The organism is Intrasporangium sp., from assembly GCF_030452765.1.
Classification (GTDB): Bacteria; Actinomycetota; Actinomycetes; order Actinomycetales; family Dermatophilaceae; genus Intrasporangium_A.
Genome location: NZ_JAKDLO010000086.1, coordinates 1 through 18,581 on the forward strand (window position 1 = coordinate 1; position 18,581 = coordinate 18,581).

At 70.3% G+C, this 18,581-nt stretch carries 20 protein-coding genes; 9 read left to right on the top strand and 11 right to left on the bottom strand.

Going from position 1 to position 18,581, the window contains the following annotated elements; genetic code table 11:
- Positions 1-84 precede the first annotated feature (84 nt).
- The gene (locus L0H79_RS12110; protein WP_301484867.1) at positions 85-1,542 is read right to left on the bottom strand and encodes an MFS transporter; all 1,458 of its coding nucleotides are present in this window, start codon (positions 1,540-1,542) and stop codon (positions 85-87) included.
- A 102-nt stretch (positions 1,543-1,644) separates the two neighbouring features.
- On the opposite strand from L0H79_RS12110, the gene L0H79_RS12115 reads away from it, so the two are divergent.
- The 3 genes from L0H79_RS12115 to L0H79_RS12125 all read left to right on the top strand — a co-directional run bounded on the left by L0H79_RS12115 (position 1,645) and on the right by L0H79_RS12125 (position 3,423).
- Positions 1,645-2,070 (top strand): MarR family winged helix-turn-helix transcriptional regulator, encoded by a 426-nt coding sequence (locus tag L0H79_RS12115; RefSeq protein ID WP_301484868.1) that lies wholly within the window; start codon positions 1,645-1,647, stop codon positions 2,068-2,070.
- 70 nt (positions 2,071-2,140) lie between these two features.
- The gene (locus L0H79_RS12120; protein ID WP_301484869.1) at positions 2,141-2,812 is read left to right on the top strand and encodes an HAD family hydrolase; all 672 of its coding nucleotides are present in this window, start codon (positions 2,141-2,143) and stop codon (positions 2,810-2,812) included.
- Positions 2,809-3,423, top strand: coding sequence for a M23 family metallopeptidase (locus tag L0H79_RS12125; RefSeq protein WP_301484870.1), 615 nt, complete (start codon positions 2,809-2,811; stop codon positions 3,421-3,423). Before L0H79_RS12120 ends, L0H79_RS12125 begins: the two co-directional genes overlap by 4 nt.
- Positions 3,424-3,456: 33 nt before the next feature.
- Here the strand turns inward: L0H79_RS12125 and L0H79_RS12130 are convergent, their stop codons facing one another.
- Both L0H79_RS12130 and L0H79_RS12135 read right to left on the bottom strand, forming a co-directional pair.
- The gene (locus tag L0H79_RS12130) at positions 3,457-4,791 is read right to left on the bottom strand and encodes an aminopeptidase C (RefSeq protein WP_301484871.1); all 1,335 of its coding nucleotides are present in this window, start codon (positions 4,789-4,791) and stop codon (positions 3,457-3,459) included.
- A gap of 79 nt (positions 4,792-4,870) precedes the next feature.
- Complete coding sequence (locus tag L0H79_RS12135; protein WP_301484872.1) at positions 4,871-5,401, bottom strand: SRPBCC family protein; 531 nt, start codon at positions 5,399-5,401, stop codon at positions 4,871-4,873.
- Positions 5,402-5,820: 419 nt separating this feature from the next.
- Here L0H79_RS12135 and L0H79_RS12140 point away from each other — a divergent pair, with 419 nt between their 5' ends.
- Positions 5,821-6,714, top strand: a complete 894-nt coding sequence (locus tag L0H79_RS12140; RefSeq protein WP_301484873.1) for an amidohydrolase family protein — start codon at positions 5,821-5,823, stop codon at positions 6,712-6,714.
- A 45-nt stretch (positions 6,715-6,759) separates the two neighbouring features.
- On the opposite strand, the gene L0H79_RS12145 is transcribed toward L0H79_RS12140, so the two are convergent.
- From L0H79_RS12145 to L0H79_RS12155, 3 genes are all read right to left on the bottom strand, one after another.
- The gene (locus tag L0H79_RS12145; RefSeq protein ID WP_301484874.1) at positions 6,760-7,158 is read right to left on the bottom strand and encodes a type II toxin-antitoxin system VapC family toxin; all 399 of its coding nucleotides are present in this window, start codon (positions 7,156-7,158) and stop codon (positions 6,760-6,762) included.
- Positions 7,155-7,388, bottom strand: coding sequence for an antitoxin (locus L0H79_RS12150; RefSeq protein WP_301484875.1), 234 nt, complete (start codon positions 7,386-7,388; stop codon positions 7,155-7,157). Before L0H79_RS12150 ends, L0H79_RS12145 begins: the two co-directional genes overlap by 4 nt.
- Positions 7,389-7,471: 83 nt before the next feature.
- Positions 7,472-8,086 (bottom strand): TIGR03086 family metal-binding protein, encoded by a 615-nt coding sequence (locus tag L0H79_RS12155; RefSeq protein ID WP_301484876.1) that lies wholly within the window; start codon positions 8,084-8,086, stop codon positions 7,472-7,474.
- Positions 8,087-8,193: 107 nt separating this feature from the next.
- On the opposite strand from L0H79_RS12155, the gene L0H79_RS12160 reads away from it, so the two are divergent.
- The 3 genes from L0H79_RS12160 to L0H79_RS12170 all read left to right on the top strand — a co-directional run bounded on the left by L0H79_RS12160 (position 8,194) and on the right by L0H79_RS12170 (position 10,535).
- Positions 8,194-9,198, top strand: a complete 1,005-nt coding sequence (locus L0H79_RS12160; protein ID WP_301484877.1) for a YafY family protein — start codon at positions 8,194-8,196, stop codon at positions 9,196-9,198.
- An 88-nt stretch (positions 9,199-9,286) separates the two neighbouring features.
- On the top strand, positions 9,287-10,210 hold the full coding sequence (locus L0H79_RS12165; RefSeq protein WP_301484878.1) for a phosphotransferase family protein: 924 nt from the start codon (positions 9,287-9,289) through the stop codon (positions 10,208-10,210).
- Between the two features lie 10 nt (positions 10,211-10,220).
- Entirely contained in the window at positions 10,221-10,535 is a 315-nt protein-coding gene (locus L0H79_RS12170) for a zf-TFIIB domain-containing protein (protein ID WP_301484879.1), read from the top strand.
- A gap of 1 nt (position 10,536) precedes the next feature.
- Here L0H79_RS12170 and L0H79_RS12175 read toward each other — a convergent pair whose 3' ends face one another.
- Both L0H79_RS12175 and L0H79_RS12180 read right to left on the bottom strand, forming a co-directional pair.
- A complete protein-coding gene (locus tag L0H79_RS12175) occupies positions 10,537-10,848 on the bottom strand; it encodes an antibiotic biosynthesis monooxygenase (protein ID WP_301484880.1) in 312 nt (103 codons plus the stop codon).
- A 19-nt stretch (positions 10,849-10,867) separates the two neighbouring features.
- Positions 10,868-11,425, bottom strand: coding sequence for an Lrp/AsnC family transcriptional regulator (locus tag L0H79_RS12180; RefSeq protein ID WP_301484881.1), 558 nt, complete (start codon positions 11,423-11,425; stop codon positions 10,868-10,870).
- A gap of 88 nt (positions 11,426-11,513) precedes the next feature.
- Here L0H79_RS12180 and L0H79_RS12185 point away from each other — a divergent pair, with 88 nt between their 5' ends.
- Positions 11,514-12,719, top strand: coding sequence for a PLP-dependent aspartate aminotransferase family protein (locus tag L0H79_RS12185; protein ID WP_301484882.1), 1,206 nt, complete (start codon positions 11,514-11,516; stop codon positions 12,717-12,719).
- On the opposite strand, the gene L0H79_RS12190 is transcribed toward L0H79_RS12185, so the two are convergent.
- A complete protein-coding gene (locus L0H79_RS12190; protein WP_301484883.1) occupies positions 12,713-13,717 on the bottom strand; it encodes a helix-turn-helix transcriptional regulator in 1,005 nt (334 codons plus the stop codon). The two genes, L0H79_RS12185 and L0H79_RS12190, sit on opposite strands and share 7 nt — an antisense overlap.
- 73 nt (positions 13,718-13,790) lie before the next feature.
- On the opposite strand from L0H79_RS12190, the gene L0H79_RS12195 reads away from it, so the two are divergent.
- Positions 13,791-14,993 carry a hypothetical protein gene (locus tag L0H79_RS12195; protein WP_301484884.1) on the top strand — a complete coding sequence of 401 codons (1,203 nt, stop codon included), beginning with the start codon at positions 13,791-13,793 and terminating at the stop codon, positions 14,991-14,993.
- An 88-nt stretch (positions 14,994-15,081) separates the two neighbouring features.
- Here the strand turns inward: L0H79_RS12195 and L0H79_RS12200 are convergent, their stop codons facing one another.
- Complete coding sequence (locus tag L0H79_RS12200; protein ID WP_301484885.1) at positions 15,082-16,830, bottom strand: alpha/beta-hydrolase family protein; 1,749 nt, start codon at positions 16,828-16,830, stop codon at positions 15,082-15,084.
- Positions 16,831-16,849: 19 nt separating this feature from the next.
- Entirely contained in the window at positions 16,850-18,286 is a 1,437-nt protein-coding gene (locus L0H79_RS12205; RefSeq protein ID WP_301484886.1) for a glycine hydroxymethyltransferase, read from the bottom strand.
- Positions 18,287-18,581: the final 295 nt, after the last annotated feature.

The window sequence follows — 18,581 nt, forward strand, 5'->3', positions numbered from 1 at the left end:
TCCAATTCCCGGGCAGCTAATCCCCGTGTCCACCAAAGCGGGTACGTTCCACCTCGGCGCTCTCGTCGGGCGGATCGGGTTGGCTCACGGCTGTCCCTGCTGAGGCTGCGGCTCTCGGTCCGGTCGGTCCGTGACGGGCGGAGCTTCGTGGGCGGGCTTGACCCGGGGGAGCAGGATGCTGGCGGCGGCGGCGAGCAGGGCGAGGGCGGCCACCATCCAGGCGGCGACGGCGAAGGCGCTGCCCATGCGCGGGCCGGATGCGACCGCGGTGAAGAAGACAGTGCCGACGACCGCGATGCCGACAGCGGCACCGACCTGTTGGAAGGTCGACAGGGTCCCGGAAGCCGCTCCGGCGTCGTCGACGGGCACCGCGGCCAGGACGAGGTGGGTCAGCGGGACCACGACCAGGCCGAGTCCGGCACCGGCGAGGGCCATGGGTCCGATCAGCGCTGCGACGGTCGGGTGACCGTGACCGGCGATCACGGTGATCGACCAGACGGCGCCTAGTGCCTGCAGCACCGCCCCGGCGCCGACCAGCGTCCCGCCGACCCGGGCGAGCAGAGCGACGGCTGCACCGCTGGCGACCGCGGCCGCGAGGCTGAACGGCAGCACGACCAACCCCGCCTGCCAGGCGGAGAACCCGTAGCCGGTCTGCACGGTGATGCTGAGGACGAAGAGGAACCCGATGACGGAGGCCTGGAAGGCGAGCTGGACGAGCAGTCCCGCGCTGAACCCACGGTCGGCGAACAGCCGCAGCGGCAGCAGTGCTGCGAGGCCACCACGAGTCCGGCGCCGCTCGTGGACGACAAAGCCCGCCAGGAGCACCGGCGCGAGTGCGAACAGCGCGAAGGCCCAACCGGGCCACCCGGCCTGACGACCTTCGATGAGCGGGTAGACCAGGGCCAGCACGCCACCGGCGGCCAGCACGATCCCCAGCCCGTCCACACCGAGTGGGTGGGACGACTTGGTCTGCGGGACCAGCATCGCCGCGCCGACCAGCAGCGCGATCCCGACCGGCACGTTGACCAGGAAGATGGCCCGCCAGCCAAGCCCGAACGCCTCCCCGGTCACGAGCGCCCCGCCCAGCAACGGTCCGGCGACGGCGGCCACACCGGTGACCGCGCCCGCGATGCCGTACACACCCGCTCGTCCCTTGGGCGAATACAGAGCCTGGATGGTGCCGAGCACCTGCGGGATCATCAGCCCGGCGAACAACCCCTGGCCGACCCGCAGCGCTACCAGCTCGGCCCCGGAGCCGGCCAGCCCGGCCAGCAGCGAGGCGACCGTGAACCCCGCTGCGCCGATGAGGAACACGGTGCGCCGGCCGAGCAGGTCGCCCAGCCGCCCTCCGGCGACCAACAAGGCGGCAAAGGCCAGCACGTATCCGGAGACGATCCACTCGAGCTGCTCCGGCCGAGCGTGCAACGAGCTCTCGATCACGGGCAGCGCCACGTTGACGATGGTGGTGTCCATCAGGTCCATGAATGACGCCAGCAACAGCACCGTCACCGCCGCAGTCCGGCCACGTCCACTGTCGGTCATTAACCCCACCTCCGCCTAGAATCAGCTTGCGACTGTCCCACTCTGAGTTAGTCGCATCATGCAATTATCCCGATGCGGGACGATAATGCAAGGGGTTTGCCGATGTCGACTTCACCCGGCGCACGGATCCAGCGCGCATTCCAGGCGGGCCTGGTCAACGCCGTCCTGGGCAACGACCGGATCGCCCGCGAGGCCGGGCTGATGGTCACGGACAGCCAGGCGCTGCACCTGCTCGTGCTGCGCGACGACATCCGCAACGCCAAGCAGCTCAGCGACGCGACCGGCATCTCGACCAGCACCGTCAGCCGCGTCCTCGACCGCCTCGAGGGAGCCGGCTACCTGACACGCGTACCGGACCCACAGGACCGACGGCGCGCTCAGCTCGAGCTCGACATGACCAAGGTCCAGCCGCTGATCGACCGCTACGCCCAGTACGTCGTGCATCTCGAGAAGGTCAACGCGAGCTACACCGACGAGCAGCTCGACCTCATCGCCGACTACCTCGAACGGACCAATGGCCTGTTCTAGCGGCGCGACAGCCCGGGAGCGCTTGGGGGCCCTGCGTCCAGACCCACGGAAACGGCATACCTTGTCAGCCATGCGGTTCGAGGTTGACGCGATCCTGTTCGACATCGACGGGACCCTGGTGGACTCGACGGCTGCGGTCGAGCGGATCTGGCGAGCCTGGGCCGACTCGCATGGCCTCGACGTGCGCCAGATCCTGGAGGTGTGCCACGGCCGCCGAAGCCAGGACACGGTCGCCCTCTTCCTTCCGGACGAGCCAGACGGGCAACAGTCCGCAGCGGTCACCGAGCTCGAACGGCTCGAGCTGGACGACCTGGCCGACGTCGTCGCGCTACCCGGTGCCCGAGACCTCCTGTCGTCCTTGGCGATGGAGCGATGGGCTGCCGTGACCTCCGGTTCCCGAGCCCTGATGCGCGCTCGGCTCGGCGCGGCGGGCCTGCCCATCCCGAGGGTCCTCGTGGCCGCCGAGGATGTGATGCAGGGCAAGCCCGACCCGGAGGGCTACCGCGCGGCCGCTGCCGCGCTGGGCATGAACATCCGGCGCTGCTTGGTGATCGAGGACGCACCGGCCGGCATCGCGGCCGGACGGGCCGCGTGCGCCCCTGTGCTTGCGGTCGCGACCTCGCACGATGCCAGCGCGCTGGGGACGGCGGATGCCGTTGTCCCCGACCTGACGGCCTGCCGGGTCGAGCGCACCGCAGACGGGCTCACCCTCACCATCCCGGGCGACGGGAGCATCCCGTGACCGAAGCCGTCGAGCTCGCCTATCCGTTCACCGGTCGGTGGCTGGTGCAGAACAGCCCTGCCAACCGGGTACCGAGCCACGGCACCCACCTGTTCGCCACGAGCCACGCGATCGACTTCGTGCCGGTGGACTCCGCTGGACGTTCGGCACCGCTCACGGTCAGGTCCCTGCTTCGCGCGGAGCCACCTCAGCACTTCACAGGTTTCGGCCGACCGATCCTCGCACCCGGATCGGGTCGCGTCGTCGCTGCACACGACGGGGAGCCCGATCATCACGCCGTCCGCGGGTTCCCTTCGGTGGGCTACGCGCTGACGCAGCCCCGCCGAGCAGCAGGCGGCTGGCCCGACCTGGCCGGCAACCATGTGGTGATCGAGATCGCATCCGACGTGCTGGTCGCCTTGTGCCATCTGCAAGCCGACAGCGTCAGCGTCGCTGCGGGCCAGGACGTCGAGACGGGAACCCAGGTCGGGCGATGCGGCAACTCGGGCAACAGCACGCAGCCGCATGTGCACCTTCAGGCGATGGACCGGCTGGATCCCCGGAGCGCCATGGCCCTGCCCATCCGCTTCCCCGACGGGTTGCCCCACAACCGCGAGGTCGTCACTGCCTGAAGCACGCCCAGGGCACCGACGACTGTGAGCGGCTCAGCGAGCGAGCGCACCCATCGGGTCCCAGGCCGGCAGCACGACCGGCTCCTGCTCCAGGGCCGCCTGCAGCTCGGCTGGCAGCGCGTCGCGACGAACGGCGACCTCGAAGACGTACTCGGCGAACCAGCTGTCGTTCATCGTCATGAAGCCCTTGTCGCCCTTCTCGGTGCCCCAGCTGTTCTCGACGCGCCAGCGACGCGGAACCTCGCCCTGCAGGTCGACCCCGGTGAAGAGCATCGCGTGCGTCATCATCGACTCGTGGTGGGTGAGCCGATCGGCCTTGGCCAGGTCGGGCGACGTGGCGTACACGGCGGCGCGGTCGAACAGGGCGGCATCCCACAGCCCGAGCTCGGAGTTCGACATCTGCCCGGTGTCACACCCGAACCACACGGGTTCGCCCCCCACGATGGCGGTGGCGGCGAGCCGCTTCATCAGGTCGGCCTGCACGTTGAGGTAGGTCACCGGGGGTGCGCCGACCACGTTGCCCAGGTGCTCGACCGTGTAGGTGCGGCCGAAGGGGCTGGTCGACCTCGGGTCGTTGACGAGGCAGACGTAGTCGGTGAGCGGCACCGTCACGTAGGCCTCGGCGAACTCTCGCGGCGTCATCTCACCCGAACGGTGGAAACCGTTGTCCTTGTCCTTCCACTGCCACCCGAACGACTCGGGCGGCGTGCCGAGGTGGATGCAGAGCAGCCGGTGGATGGTGGCCAGCACCTCCTCCTTGGCGGCCTGCAGCTCATCGGCACCTGACCCGCTCGACGCGCCGGCGCGCAGGTCGCGCGCCGCCTGTCGCAGGATCGTGGCGATGTCGCGGTTCATCGAGCGGGTGTTGCTCGAGCTCTTCGTCTCGGGCATGGCGGTCTTGGGCACGAGCCCGTGCTTGACCACCAGGGCCACGAACATGTTCCACTGGCCGCCGTCCTCCGCCGGTGTCGACAGCAGGTGGGCGACAGTGCGGTCGTCGATGTCGCGGTCGGCGGTGTCGATGATCGACTCGAGCCAGTGGTTGGCCTTCTCGAGCTTGTCCCAGAAGAGCAGGTGGTTCTGCGAGAACTCGAAGTCCTTGACCCCCAGCTTCTTCCGGGCGCCGGCGCGCAGCAGGTTCGTGCCCGCGAAGAGCCAGCACCGACCGCTCTTCTCCTGGGAGGTGGCCGCCCAGTCGTCGAGCAGGTTCGAGACGGAGTGGTCGATGCTCGTGACGACCCGGCGGTCGAGGGCGACCTCGTCGACCGAGGTCGTGGTCACCGCATTCTGCAGCAGGCGCGCGGTGGGGTCTGCGTCGAACGCCTTGGTGAGGCGCTCGACGAGGTCAGGGGCAAGGTCACGAGACATGGGCTCTTCCTTCGTGGGGTCGTCTCGTGATCGTATGCCGCCCAGTTGAGTGCGCAGGATCGTGGCCTCGGCGCGCCCGTCAGTTCGACGGCGCCTCAGCGCGCTCCTTGATGCCGCGCAGCATCTTGATGCCCATGACGGCACCCACTGCAGCGAGCACCTCGATGCCCGAGCCGGACTTGCCGACACGAGGTTCGTAGCGCTCACGCACGACGAGACGCGTCTGGCGTCCCGGGTGTTGACGCAGCACGAACGCCCACGTGAAGTCGAACGGCACGTCACCCGGCATCGACTCGGCAGTCGGCTCTCGGAGCGGGCCCGGACGCAGCACCAAGCACTTCGCGGACTCCACAGCCGCCACGGTCAGGGCCGACTTCGGGTGCAGGCGCACCTCGTCACCGACGGCCAAGGTCTGCCACTCCGGCTCAATGCGGTCGACACTGTGGATGTCGCACCCGACGAGGTTCTCGAGCCAGTCGTAGCTGTAGAGGCCACCCCGGCCCTGCCCGAGCTGGGCGATCCACGGCCAGACCTGGTTCGGTGGTGCGTCGATGGTGATGGCCCGGGTTGCTACCTGCGGGGCGTGGGGCAGGAACTCATCACCTGGCAATGGCTCCTCTGTCTCGCCGGTGGTCGCGCCCCAGTTGAGCAGGGCATACCGTGCGGTCCAGGCGCCCCAAAACGCCGTCGCAACCCCCAGCAGAATCGCTGCCCGACGACAAGACGTGGACTCTTGGCACCTCCGTATCCCTGGCACGGCTCCAGCCTGCCAGCGGCCAACGTGCCCGACCGGGACCATCGTCCCGGGACCGAGAGTGCAGTACTTCGCAGCCAGAGTGCACTGTCGAACGGAAGTAGGGCACGTTCGATCACAACTACTGCACTGTCGAACGGAAGTAGGGCACGTTCGATCACAACTACTGCACTGTCGATCAGGCTTTTGACTGTCGATCGAGATTTCTGCACTATCGATTGGGGAGGGGACGGCCAGGGCGCGGGCAGGAGCGAGGTGAGCGGCATACTGCCCGCATGCACACGGACCCCGAGGCCACCGCCGTCCGCGAGCTCACCCGACGGCTCGGCCTGCCGGGGGTCGTCGACGTGCACACGCACTTCATGCCCAAGCCGGTCATGGACAAGGTGTGGGGCTACTTCGACGCGGCGGGACCACTCGTCGGGCGGGAGTGGCCGATCGCCTACCGGCAGGACGAGGACGAGCGGGTGCAGCGGTTGCGGGACTTCGGGGTGCTCGCCTTCACCTCGATGCTCTACCCGCACAAGCCCGGGATGGCGGCGTGGCTGAACTCGTGGGCAACCGACTTCGCGGCGCGCACGCCCGACTGCCTCCACACCGCGACGTTCTACCCCGAGCCGGAGGCCGCCGACTACGTCGCCAGGGCGATCGACCGGGGCGCCAGGGTATTCAAGTCGCACGTGCAGGTCGGCGACTACGACCCGAGCGACCCGCTGCTGGACCCCGTCTGGGGCCAGTTGCAGGAGGCTGGCATCCCAACGGTCATCCACTGCGGATCCGGCCCGGCACCAGGTCGGTTCACCGGGCCGGCGCCGATTCGCGCTGTGCTGCAACGCTTCCCGCGGCTGCCGCTCGTCATCGCGCACATGGGCATGCCGGAGTACCGGGAGTTCCTCGACCTCGCGCAGTCGCATCGGACCGTCTGTCTTGACACGACGATGGCCTTCACGGCGTTCGTGAACGAGATGATGCCGATGCCGGCAGACCAGGTGCGCCGGCTCGGCGGCCTCGGCGACAGGATCCTCTTCGGCAGTGACTTCCCGAACATCCCGTACCCCTACCTCGAGGCCGTCGAGGCGGTGACCGGACTCGGTCTCGACGAGTCGTGGCAGCGAGCGGTGCTGCACGACAACGCGGTTCGGCTCTTCGGGCTCAGCCTGGACGAGTAGCACCGCACCGAGCTCGCAGACGGCCGGGGCGCGAAGAATCGGGGGCTACCGGTCCGGCCGGAGGACCTGTACGTCGACGCCCATCTTGCGACCTTCGCTGAGCTTCGCGTCGGCGGTGACCAGCGGGACCTCGAGCGCTTGGGCCAGCACCAGGTAGGCCGCGTCGTAGACCGTGAAGTTCCCCCTCAGATCCAGCACGTTTTGGATCATGGACGACAACGGATACCGCTCGATGCTCAGTCCTCGGAAGTCATCGACGGCACCCTGAAGCTGCTCGTCGGCCAGCCTCTCGGCGAGGGCGTGGCCACGCAACGCGCCGGCGACTTCGTAGTCGAGGAGCGAAGGGGCGTGCAGCTCGTTGCCCGCGACGAGAGCGAGCAGATCAGGGTTCGCAGGATCGTCGACGAGTGCGTCGACGATCGCGGAGGAGTCGATGACGATCACCAGGCTTCGCGAGCCTTGCGGATCTCCGCGACCGTGTCCGCGACCGTGGGGCCGCCTCGCCGGTCACGCTGCGCAAGACGCTCGACGATCTGTGCATTCGTCGGTCGAGTCGCGAGTCGGTCCAGCTCGCCGCGCAGGTAGGCGCTGAGAGTGAGACCGCGTTCCGCGGCGCGCGCCTTCAAGGCTCGGAGCGTCGCCTCTGGGACGTCACGTACCTGAACGAGTGGCATGGCCCAGCGTATGCATATCGATGCAATGCATGCAGCATGTATACCGCCCTCCGGGTCTGCGCCGTGCTGACCCGGTTGGACGGTCAGGCCGGCCAGCCCGGGTCGCGGCCGGTCCACGCGACGAGCGTCTCGTACGGCCCTGCCTCGGGCGCGACGGGAACGACGGGACCGAACGGGATGTCGCCGCCGCGCGGCTGGGCCGGCACCTTGTCCTGGTAGGCCGGCAGCGCAGCCTGTGCGAGGGTGGGGTCGAGCAGGCCGGTCTGCCCCGTGGCGGAGGCGAGGTCCCAGGCGTGCACGGTGAGCTCCCCGATGTAGGAGGCGGCGGCACCGGCCGCGGGCACGACACCCCACGGGACGGTCACCTCGCGACGGAGGTTCTCCTCGGCGCCGAGCACTGCCTCTGTCGCGGCGCGCCCCGCCGCCCAGTCGACGAGCCAGTCGGTGCTCTCGACCTCGCGTGGCACCGACCAGAACGGCTCGCCCGACAGGACGACGCCGATACGGCGCACAACGGCCTGCAGGTGGTCGACGAGCCGGGCGACGTCGTACTCGTCGCACGGCGTGGGCAGGTGGGCCTGTTCGGCTGTGATGCCATGCAGCAGGGTCTCGACCTGGTCCATCGCCGCCCGGAGAGCCGGGCGTGGGTCGTGGCCAGGCTGGGTGGTGGAACGCTGGGTCTCGCTCGTGGTGGTCATGATGACTCCTCCGGTGCTGGGTGCTGATGCTGCTGGTCGCTGATGACAACCAGCCAACCGCGTAAACCTGACACCTTCTGTCTGGTTCTGGTGGCATTCTCGGGAGCATGCGAGCCGACCGCCTCCTCCGCCTGCTGATGCTGTTGCAGCGCTATCGCCGGGCCACCGCCGGCTGGCTCGCCGCCGAGCTCGAGGTCAGCGAGCGCACCGTGCTGCGCGACATCGGGGCCCTCTCGGTCGCCGGCGTGCCTGTCTACACCGAGCGCGGCAGGGGCGGCGGGTGCGTCTTGCTCGACGATTTCACGACCCGTGCCTCGGGCCTTACGCCGGCGGAGGCGCAGGCGCTGTTCGCCTGGGCCTCACGCGAGACCGTCGCCGACCTCGGCCTCGGCGCCGACCTGGCCTCCGCGCTGGCCAAGATCGCCGCCACTGCCCCGAGCGTCGCACTCGAACAAGCCGAGGCGATGGGTGGGGTCGTCATCGCAGACCGGCGGCGCTGGTTCGCCGCAACCGAGGACGTGCCCTGGCTGCCGACGCTTCGGGAGGCTGCCAGCCAAGGGCGGCGGGTGCGTGTCAGGTACACCTCGGCGGAGGCAGCGGCGCCGTCGAGTCGGACACTGGACCCGATCGGGGTCGTCGACAACTCGGGTCGGTGGTACCTCGTCGCAGAGCACCGTCGGCGGGTGCGAACCTACCGGGTCTCACGGGTCAGCGGCGTCACCATCCTTGACCAGCCCGCGACGCTGGTGGACGGCCGCCCCTTGGCACAGATCTGGGCCGAGCGGCGTCGGGGTCTGGAAGACGGGTTCGCACCCCTGGAGGTCACCGTGTCCGTCGACCCGGCGGATGCGCGGCGGATCCGTCGCCTCCTGTCGATGCAGCTCGCGCCGGGCACGGCCATCGTCGATGCGCCCGCCGCTGCCCACCGCGACGAGAGCGCCTGCGGCCGGCTCGTCTGGCGGCTCTCGGTGCGGCAACCACCGGTCATCGTCGCGATGGCGGTGATGGCCGCCCCGCAGATGATCGTTCTCTCACCCACGGCCATCCACGCCGAGATCCACGCCGGGGCCAAGAGGGCACTGGAGTACTACCCGCCCGGTGATCACGAGTAGTGCACTCTCGATGCGGAGTAGTGCACTCTCGATGCGGAGAAGTGCACTCTCGATGTGGCGCCCGCCGCGAGGCGGCATACTGCCGCGCATGGGTTACGGGGTGCCGCTCGACGACGCATGGTTGACCGGGTATGCCGCTCGGCTCGGCGTGGCCGCGGCAGCGCAGGCCCGTCCTCGCTGGGTCGACACGCCCTCGGGTGCCCGGCTGGCCTTCATCGGTGGCGTCGTCGTCAAGCTCCACCATCACCGCACCATTCCAGAGGCGCTGGCGAAACGTCTTGCCGCAGTTGTGGATTCGCCCCTTGCGGACTTCTTCGTAACGCCCCTGTCCCCCGAGGTGTCCCGAGCTCCCGGCGGCTCGCTCGTGACCGCCTGGCCCGCGGTACCGGTGCTCGACCCTGACGGTCCCCTCCCCTGGGCTGCGGCCGGACGGCTCCTGGCCCGGCTGCACTGCGCCGCGCTACCGTCGGCGCTGCCCGTGCACGGGGCGACCGACCGGGTCGCCCGAGCGCTGGCGCGAGCTCGCCGGCTGCCCACCGTCACCGATACCGCCGCCTACACCCGCGCCGACAGCACCACCATGCTGACCCGCCTCGGCGAGGCACTCGTGCGGGAGGTCACCCGGGCAGGTACCCACGAGGAGCCCGCTGAGCGGCATACCGAGAGTCCCAGCGTCGTCCACGGAGACTGGCACCTCGGGCAGCTCGGCCGCTGGGGCGACGGCTGGCGGCTGCTCGACGTCGACGACCTCGGCGTGGGCGACCCGGCGTGGGACCTCGCTCGCCCGGCGGGCTTCTGGGCGGCGGGGTTGCTCGATGAGGCGTCGTGGCGTACCTTCCTGGGCGCCTACCGCGCCGCGGGCGGCCCGGCCGTGCCACCCGCCGGCGACCCATGGCCGCGGCTCGACCTGCCTGCGCGGTGTGCCGTGTTCGTTGCGGCGGTGCGCTCCCTGCGCGGGCAGACGCCCGCTGGGGCGGGCGCCGCACTTCTGCACGCGTGCCGCCAGATGTGAGGATGGTGCCATGAGCCAGCAACCACCGCCCTTCCCCGGCCAGGACCGCACCGGAGCCGCCGCCGGCTACCAGCCGCAGACCTTCGTCTGCCCGAAGTGCCAAGGCACCATGCGCACCTACGACCGCAACGGCGTCCACGTCGAGCAGTGCGACACGTGCCGTGGGCTCTTCCTCGACTTCGGGGAGTTCGAGCACCTGAGCCAGCTCGAGAGCCGGGTAGCCGCCCAGCCGCCCCCAGCCCAGTATGGCGACCCGTACTGGGGCCAGCACGGCGGGCAGCGCTACCGCAAGCGCGGCCTGTCGGGGCTGTTCTTCTCGAGCTGAGCTACTGCTGGCCGGGCCTGACGTCGAGCAGCACGTCGAACTCGAGCAGGTCCGCCGACGCCATCACGCTCGGGCCGTGCTCACCCTTGTGCGCCGCACGGGCCGACCCGTCGCGCCACGCGGCATACGACTGCTCGTCCTGCCACTGCGTCACGACGAAGTAGCGGTCCTCCCCCGCGACCGGTCGCAAGAGCTGGAAGCCGAGGAAGCCGGGCGACCCTTCCACGACCCCGGCGCGCTGCTGGAAGCGGCGCTCGAGCTCGGCAGCGTGGTCGGCAGGCACGGTGATGGCGTTGATCTTGACGATGGCCATGGTTTCGAGGGTATGCCGCTCACCTGCGTGGCGCCGCGCCGCCTCGTCGCGCTGCGGCCGGGTCCCACGGGTGACCGCCCTCGATCCGCTCGAAGACGAGGCTCGTCTCGGCATGGGCCACCCCGGCGAGCGAGGTGAGGTGGTCGAGGACGAGGTTGCGCAGCTCGTCGGCCGAGGCCGCGCAGACGTGCACGAGGAAGTCGGTGTGGCCCGCGACGTGATAGGCGGCGATGACCCCCGGCACCTGGCCGATCCGCGCCCGCACGGCATCCATCCCCGCGCGCGCGTGGCCGGTGAACTGCAGGGCGATCATCGCCTCCATGGGCCGGCCGACCGAGGCGAGGTCGAGCTCGGCGTGGATCCCGCGCACGACCTTCGAGGCGAGCAGGGACCGCACCCGGCCGGCACAGGTCGACTCGGGGATGCCGACCCGCCGGGCGATCTCGGCGTTGGGCATCCGGCCGTCGTCGACGAGCAGGGCGAGGACAGCCAGGTCGATCTCATCGAGGGGGGGCGCGGGAGGCGGCGCGCATGGGCCTCGCGGAATCCGCGGCGGCACGGCTCGTTCACGTGGCATGACTACAGAATCCCTCATTGTCAGGCTGAACGATAGGGGATCCGCGACTCGGTTGTCTTCTCGTCGTGGAATCGCTGATCATGGGGTCATGAACCGTGACACCGCAGCCGTCCACGCCGGCCGTGAGGACCTCACCAGGCTTGGCACCCACGTCCCCCCGCTCGACACGTCGAGCACCTACCCTCTGGCCTCCGTCGAGAGCGGCGGGGCCGCCTACGACCAGCTCGCCTCCGGCGGCCGACCCCGCCCCGGCGACTCCCTGGTCTACCAGCGCCTGTGGAACCCCAACGTGGCACGTTTCGAGCGCGCGCTCGCCGACCTCGAGGGCACGCAGGACGCGGTCGCCTTCGCGACCGGCATGGCGGCGGTGGCGGCATCGCTGCTCGCGGCCGTCGCTGGGGGCACGCCGCACGTCGTCGCCGTCCGGCCGGTCTACGGGGGCACGGACCACCTGCTCGCGACGGGCCTGCTCGGCACGCGCGTGACCTGGGCGAGCGCCGAGACGGTGGCCGCGTCGATCGAGCCGGACACCGGGCTGGTCGTGATCGAGACCCCGGCCAACCCGTCCCTCGACCTGGTCGACATCAGCGCCGTGGCCGCGCAGGCCGGCAAGGTCCCGGTCCTGGTCGACAACACCTTCGCCACACCGGTCCTGCAGCAGCCCACCGCGCACGGCGCGACCCTCAGCCTGCACTCGGCGACGAAGTTCATCGGTGGCCACGGAGACCTGATGGGCGGGGTCGTCGCGACGACCGACGAGTGGGCCGAGCGGCTCCGCCAGGTCCGGGCCATCACCGGTGGGCTGCTCTCACCCGAGTCGGCCCTCGGGCTGCACCGCGGCCTGCAGACGCTGCCGGTCCGGGTTCGTGCCCAGCAGGAGTCCGCGCACCGCATCGCCCAGTGGCTCTCCGACCGGCCGGAGGTCGCCAGCGTCCACTATCCGGGTCTGGCCGGTTGCGACCCCCAGCACCTCGTCGGGCGCCAGATGGCCGGTCCCGGGGCGATCCTCGCCTTCACCCTGCGCGGCGGTCGCGACGCCGCCGCGGCCGTGGCCGAGCACTGCCGTCTCATCACCCACGCCGTCTCCCTGGGCGGGGTCGACAGCCTCATCCAGGAGGCCGCCGCCCTCACGCACCGCCCGGTGGCCGACGCGGCGAAGCCTGACGCCGCGCTGCTGCGTCTCTCGGTCGGTCTCGAGGACGTGCACGACCTCATCGCCGATCTCGAGCAGGCGCTCGCCTCGACGCACCGGGTGCCGAACGGGCCGACGGGGCGCCAGCTCGCTCATCACTGAGGCCGGCCGGCCGGCTCGGGCGACCCCGCCGCCGCGACGAGCCCGTCGGCGAGGTCGGTGCGCCAGTAGAGCACCTCTCGTCCTGACCGGCGCCGCAGCACGAGGCCGGCGCCGAGGAGGATCTTGAGGTGGTTGCCGACTGCTCCGATCGGCAGACCGGTCAGCGCCGCGAGCTGGCTGGGGCTGCGGGGCACGTCGAGCAGCGAGAGCACCGCGGCTCGCCCACGGCCCATGAGCCGTCCCAGCACGTCGCGGGAGGGTCCCGACGTCTGGGCGAGGGTGCCCGTCACCGGGTAGACGACGGCATACCGGTCGGGCTCCTCCCATGAGGCCCAGGACCCGGCGCCGTGGACGGGGATGAAGACGAGCAGCTGGGCCGCCGTGATGTCGCGCTCGGGAAGGTCGTACCGGTTGATCTGGAAGCGCCCCCCGCCGAGCCACTCCCGCTTGGCTCCGAGCGTGGGGATGACCCCGGCCCAGCCGTGGGTGGCAAGCCGCGAGGTCCGCGAGACGATGTCTGCCTCGAGGACCCGCCGCCGCCGAGGCCAGTCGGCCTCGATCAGGGCCGACCAGACCCAGCGCATGAGCGCGACGAGCTCCTCGGTCAGCCCGCCGCCCTGCATGACCGTGGGCAGCGGGCCCGGGCGCACCTCGAGCAGGGCAGCGCGGATCCGGTCGTCGTCCCACTCCCGCGCGAGATCGCCCAGTTGGGTCTCGAGATCGAGGCCCGCCGCGGTCGGCGCAGGACCGAGGTAGTCCGCCACCCATCCCGGCTGGTCGCCGCGTCGCGGCCGCATCGAGCGCGTCGCCAGCACCTGCCGCACGGGGTGCTTCGCGAGCATCTCCTCGTATGCCGCGAAGTGCCGTGCGCTGAACGCCTGCTCCCAGGGTCCGCTGGGTTCGTTCAGGCTGAACATCGCAGCGACCGTCTCGTGCAGGGGGGAGACCGTGAAACGACTCCTCGCAAGGACGTCGGCGGTCAGCAACCACGTGCCCATGTAGACCCCCATAACCTTTCGCGGGTACACGAATCATTGGACCACGACAGCGCGTCGCCCCCAAGATCGACGTGTGCGCACCTATCGCGAGGTCTTCGCAATCCGGGAGTTCCGCGCGCTGTTCCTGACCCAGCTCCTGACCATGACCGCGATCGCGATGTCGTCCCTCGCCCTGGGGGCCATCACCTTCGACACCACCGGTTCGACCGTGCTGACCTCGCTCGCGATGTTCGGCGGGCCAGTCGTGACCGTCATCGGGTCGGTGACGATCGTCGGGTTCTCCGATGCGCTCGGTCCGCGGTTGGCCCTGATGGCCATGCCGGCGGCGATGACGGGCGCCGCGCTCGTCCAGTCGCTCCCGAGCCTGCCGTGGCAGCTGCGCTTCGTCGTCCTCGCGGCGCCGTTCCTCGTGAGCTCCGCCGTCGGTGGGTCGATGATGCGGATGCTGACCTTGATCGTCCCCGAGGGCGGCTTCGTCCTCGGCCGGGCGACGCTCAACATGGCGGTCGGGGTCATGCAGGTGTTCGGCTTCGGCCTCGGCGGGGTGCTCCTGGCTGTACTCGCGCCGACAGAGCTCTTCCTCGTATCGGCAGCCTGCAGTGCGATCGCCTTCGTCGTGGTCCGCCTCGGGATGACGGAGCGGCCGGCGACGCAGTCCGGTGGGCAGGTCATGAGGCGCACGCATGCGGTCAACCGGCGGCTGCTCGGCTCACCGGTCACCAGGCCGCTCTATCTGTCGCTGTGGATCCCGAACGGCGTCATCGTCGGCTGCGAGGCACTCTTCATCCCGTTCGCCGGGAGCACCGGCGGCGGCTACCTCATGTCGGCCACCGCCGCGGGGATGCTGCTCGGCGACATCGTCGTCGGCAGGCTCCTACCGCCCCACGTGCGGGAGCGGCTCGTCGAGCCGCTCCGGCTCCTGTTGGCCATTCCCTACCTGGCGTTCTTCCTGTCTCCGAGCCTGCCGTTGGCCATGATCATCGGCTTCGTCGCATCCGGCGGCTACTCGGCCTCGCTCGTCATCCAGGAGCGGCTCGTTCACACGACCGACCCGGCGGTCAAGGGGCAGGTCTTCGGGATCGCCGGCAGTGGTCTCATGCTCGGTCAGGCCCTCGGCGCCCTGCTCGGAGGTGCCATCGCGACGTGGCTGCCGGTGTCACGAACCATGGGCGTGCTGGCCGGCCTGTCCATCGTCGTCACCCTCAGCCTGACTCCAGGTCTGCGGCGCTCCAACCCCGCCGAGCTCGCTACGTCCACCCGAGCAGCTCGCAGCTGACCGAACGGGCCGGTAGACCGCCCCCGCTCGAGCTCGAGCGGTCCGTTCCAGGGATGAGAGGCCGGTGCCGGCTCGGGCGGGGTCGTCTTCACTCTGTGCGCGACGCGGTCCGCTCGATCGCGGCCAGGATCCGGCTGTAGTCCTTCCCCGGGTCGTCGCCGAGGACGGCACCCCAGGCCGGCACCATCTCGGGGCCGTAGCGGTGGCCGTAGCCGTACGGCGGGTTGAGGCCCACCGCCATGTCGGTCGTCAGCTGCCAGAAGGTCACGAAGGGGATCCAGGTGACGTCGGGGTTGACGTCACGACCGAGCGGCTCGCGCAGCCAGTCCGGCTGGCTGCCGAGCAGCGCCGGGTTCCACCAGACGACCGGGTCCGACGGGTGCTGCAGGAAGACGAACCGGGGCTCCTCCCAGATGCCGAGGGGGCGCCCGACGTAGTCGGTCCGCAGGCCGACGTTCTTGGTCGAGAAGCGGATGTGCTGCCCGTTGTCGATAACCGGCGAGATCTGCGGCGACCCCTGCGTCCGGCTGGCGTAGAGCTGTTCGGTGATCGCCGAGAAGCTCGGTGTGCCGCTCCATACGCCGCCCTGGGCGCGGGCGAGCATGTCCTCGACGTCCCGAAAGGCGGCCAGCCCGCCGTAGGCGCCCAGCGACTCGCCGCCCACGACGAGTCGCGGACGGACGGCTTCCGGGAGCGTCGCCCACACGGCATACACCTTGTCGAAGAGCACCGTGCCGGCGTGCCTCGGCGACTCCCTGTCGGTGAGCAGCTCGAGAGCGCTGGGCAGGTAGGAGTACTGCATGGCCGCGATGGCGCAGTCACCGCCGGTGAGGTACTCGATCGACTGCGAGGACCAGTCGTTGACCCAGCCGTTCCCCGTCGTCGTGGCGACGGCGAGGACGTCCCGGTCGAAGGCGTGGGTGCGGTGCAGCTCGGCGACGACCCGGTCGGCGGTCTGTTCGATCGTCTCGTCGTCGTGCATCCCCGCGAAGGCCCGGATCGGCTGTTTCGCCGGTGCCCCCGTCGCGGCAGCGATCTGGGCAGGTGTCAAGGTCTGGGTGACGAAGACCTGGCCCTGGTAGCCGAGTGTGCCGTAGGGCTCCAGGGAGCCGGGCCCGCCGGAGACGAGCGGCGACCTCGGGGCCGACTTGCCCTCGGGCGACTGCGCGTTGAGGTGCGCGGAGTAGCGCCCGAAGAGCTGGACGCCCCGCTGCATGACGATGTTGTCGGTGAACCACGCCGTGACGAACAGCACGAGGACGACCGCCACGACCGTCGCCACTGTCGTCGGCAGCACCCGGGCCGCCCGATGCTCGACACCCAGGGTGAGGTGGCGCATCCCACGACCGGCCGCGACGAGCGCGATCCACACGAGAGGCGTCAGCGCGAGTACCCCGACCCAGTCGAGCGGTGACAGGGGCTGCAGGTGGACGCGGCTCGCGGTCACCTCCTGCGACCGGATGTTCGCCACGACAGCCCAGACGAACCCGGCGGTGAGCAGCGCCACCCAGCCGACCCGCACCCAGTGGCCCTGCTCCTCGCCGACGGTGATCTCGAGCCTGAGCAGGCGGCTCACCCCACGGCTCACCCACGCCACGAGCACCCCGAGGCCGTAGCCGGCCGCGCCACAGATGCCGCAGATCAGGCCTTGGTAGAACCAGGTCCGGGGCAACAGGCTCGGCGACAGCGCGACGACGACGTAGACCGCACCGAAGAGCAGACCGGTCCACGAGAGCCCGAACCGGTCTGCCGCGGCTCGGGCGACGCGCACGACATGGCGCGCCGTGACGACCGGCCCTCGGCGAGTCTCTGGTGAGATCTCGCCGGACCGCTCCATCCCCCGACTCCCGGACCGGTCAGGCGAGGTCGAGGCCCGGGTAGAGCGGGAACCTGTCGAGCATCTCGGCAGCAGCGGCATGGGTGCGGTCGGCGACCCCGCCGGCCAGGGTGTAGGACGCCTTCGAGGGAGCCCCCGCCTTGGTCGTACCGGCCGAGGTGCTCTTCAGGACATCGACGACGAGCCCCGCGACGCGGTCGAACTCGCCTCCCCCGAAGCCCCGGCTGGTCAGGGCCGGCGTACCGAAGCGGATGCCGGAGGTGTACCACGCGCCGTTCGGGTCCTGCGGGATGGAGTTGCGGTTCGTCACGACGCCCGCGTCGAGCAGTGCCGACTCCGCCTGCCGACCGGTGAGCCCGAACGTCGACACGTCGAGCAGGACGATGTGGTTGTCGGTGCCGCCGGTGACGAGACGGGCGCCGCGCGTCAGGAAGCCCTCGGCGAGCGCCTTGGCGTTGTCGGCGACGTGCTGCGCGTAGGTCTGGAACTGCGGCTGCCGGGCCTCGGCGAGCGCGACCGCCTTGGCGGCCATGACGTGACCCAGCGGCCCGCCCAGGACCATGGGGCACCCGCGGTCGACGTCAGCGGCATACTCCTCCTGCGCGAGCACGAGCCCACCACGCGGCCCGCGCAGCGACTTGTGGGTCGTCGTCGTCGTGACGTGCGCGAAGGGCACGGGGTCCTCGTCGCCCGTGAAGACCTTGCCGGCGACGAGGCCCGCGAAGTGGGCCATGTCGACCATGAGGGTCGCCCCGACCTCGTCGGCGATCTCGCGCATCTTCGCGAAGTTGATCCGGCGCGGGTAGGCGGAGTAGCCGGCGACGATGACGAGTGGCTTGAACTCACGCGCCTTCGCGGCGACCGCGGCGTAGTCGAGCAGACCACTCTCGGGGTCGGTGCCGTACTGCTGCTGGTGGAACATCTTGCCGCTGATGTTCGGCCGGAAGCCGTGCGTCAGGTGACCGCCGGCATCGAGCGCCATACCGAGCAGGCGCTGGTTGCCGAGCTCGTGACGCAGGTCCTCCCAATCGCTCTCGGAGAGCTCGTTGACGTTCTTGGCGCCGAGCCTGGCGAGCGTCGGGGTCTCGACGTGGTGGGCGAGGATCGCCCAGAAGGCGACGAGGTTCGCGTCGATGCCGGAGTGCGGCTGCGCGTAGGCGTAGGGGGCGCCGAACAGCTCGCGGGCGTGCTCGGCCGCGAGTGCCTCCACGGTGTCGATGTTCTGGCAGCCCGCGTAGAAGCGGTGCCCGACCGTCCCTTCGGCGTACTTGTCGCTCAGCCAGGTGCCCATCGTCAGCAGGGTCGCCGGGGAGGCGTAGTTCTCCGAGGCGATGAGCTTGAGCGAGGCGCGCTGGTCCCGCAGCTCGGCCCGGACCGCATCGGCGACGCGCGGCTCGACCTTGGCGACGATCTCGAGGATCTGCTGGTAGGTACTGGAGACAAGGGCATCCGACATGCTCGACAGCCTAGTGACCCTCGCTGACCGCGGGCTCGGCGTGTCGCCACGAAGGTATGCCGCTCACCCCGCCTCAGCTCTCACGATCGAGTGTGCAGCACTCCTCATCGACAGTGCAGCACTCCTCATCGACAGTGCAGTAGTCGGGATCGACAGTGCAGCACTCCTCATCGACAGTGCAATCCTTCGATGAATCGAGGCGGGCCAGCTTCGCCCTCGACCGGAGGTGCAATCTCGATGGGACGTAGTGCACTGTCGACGGGAAGTGGTGCACTCTCGATGGGTGAGGGTGGGG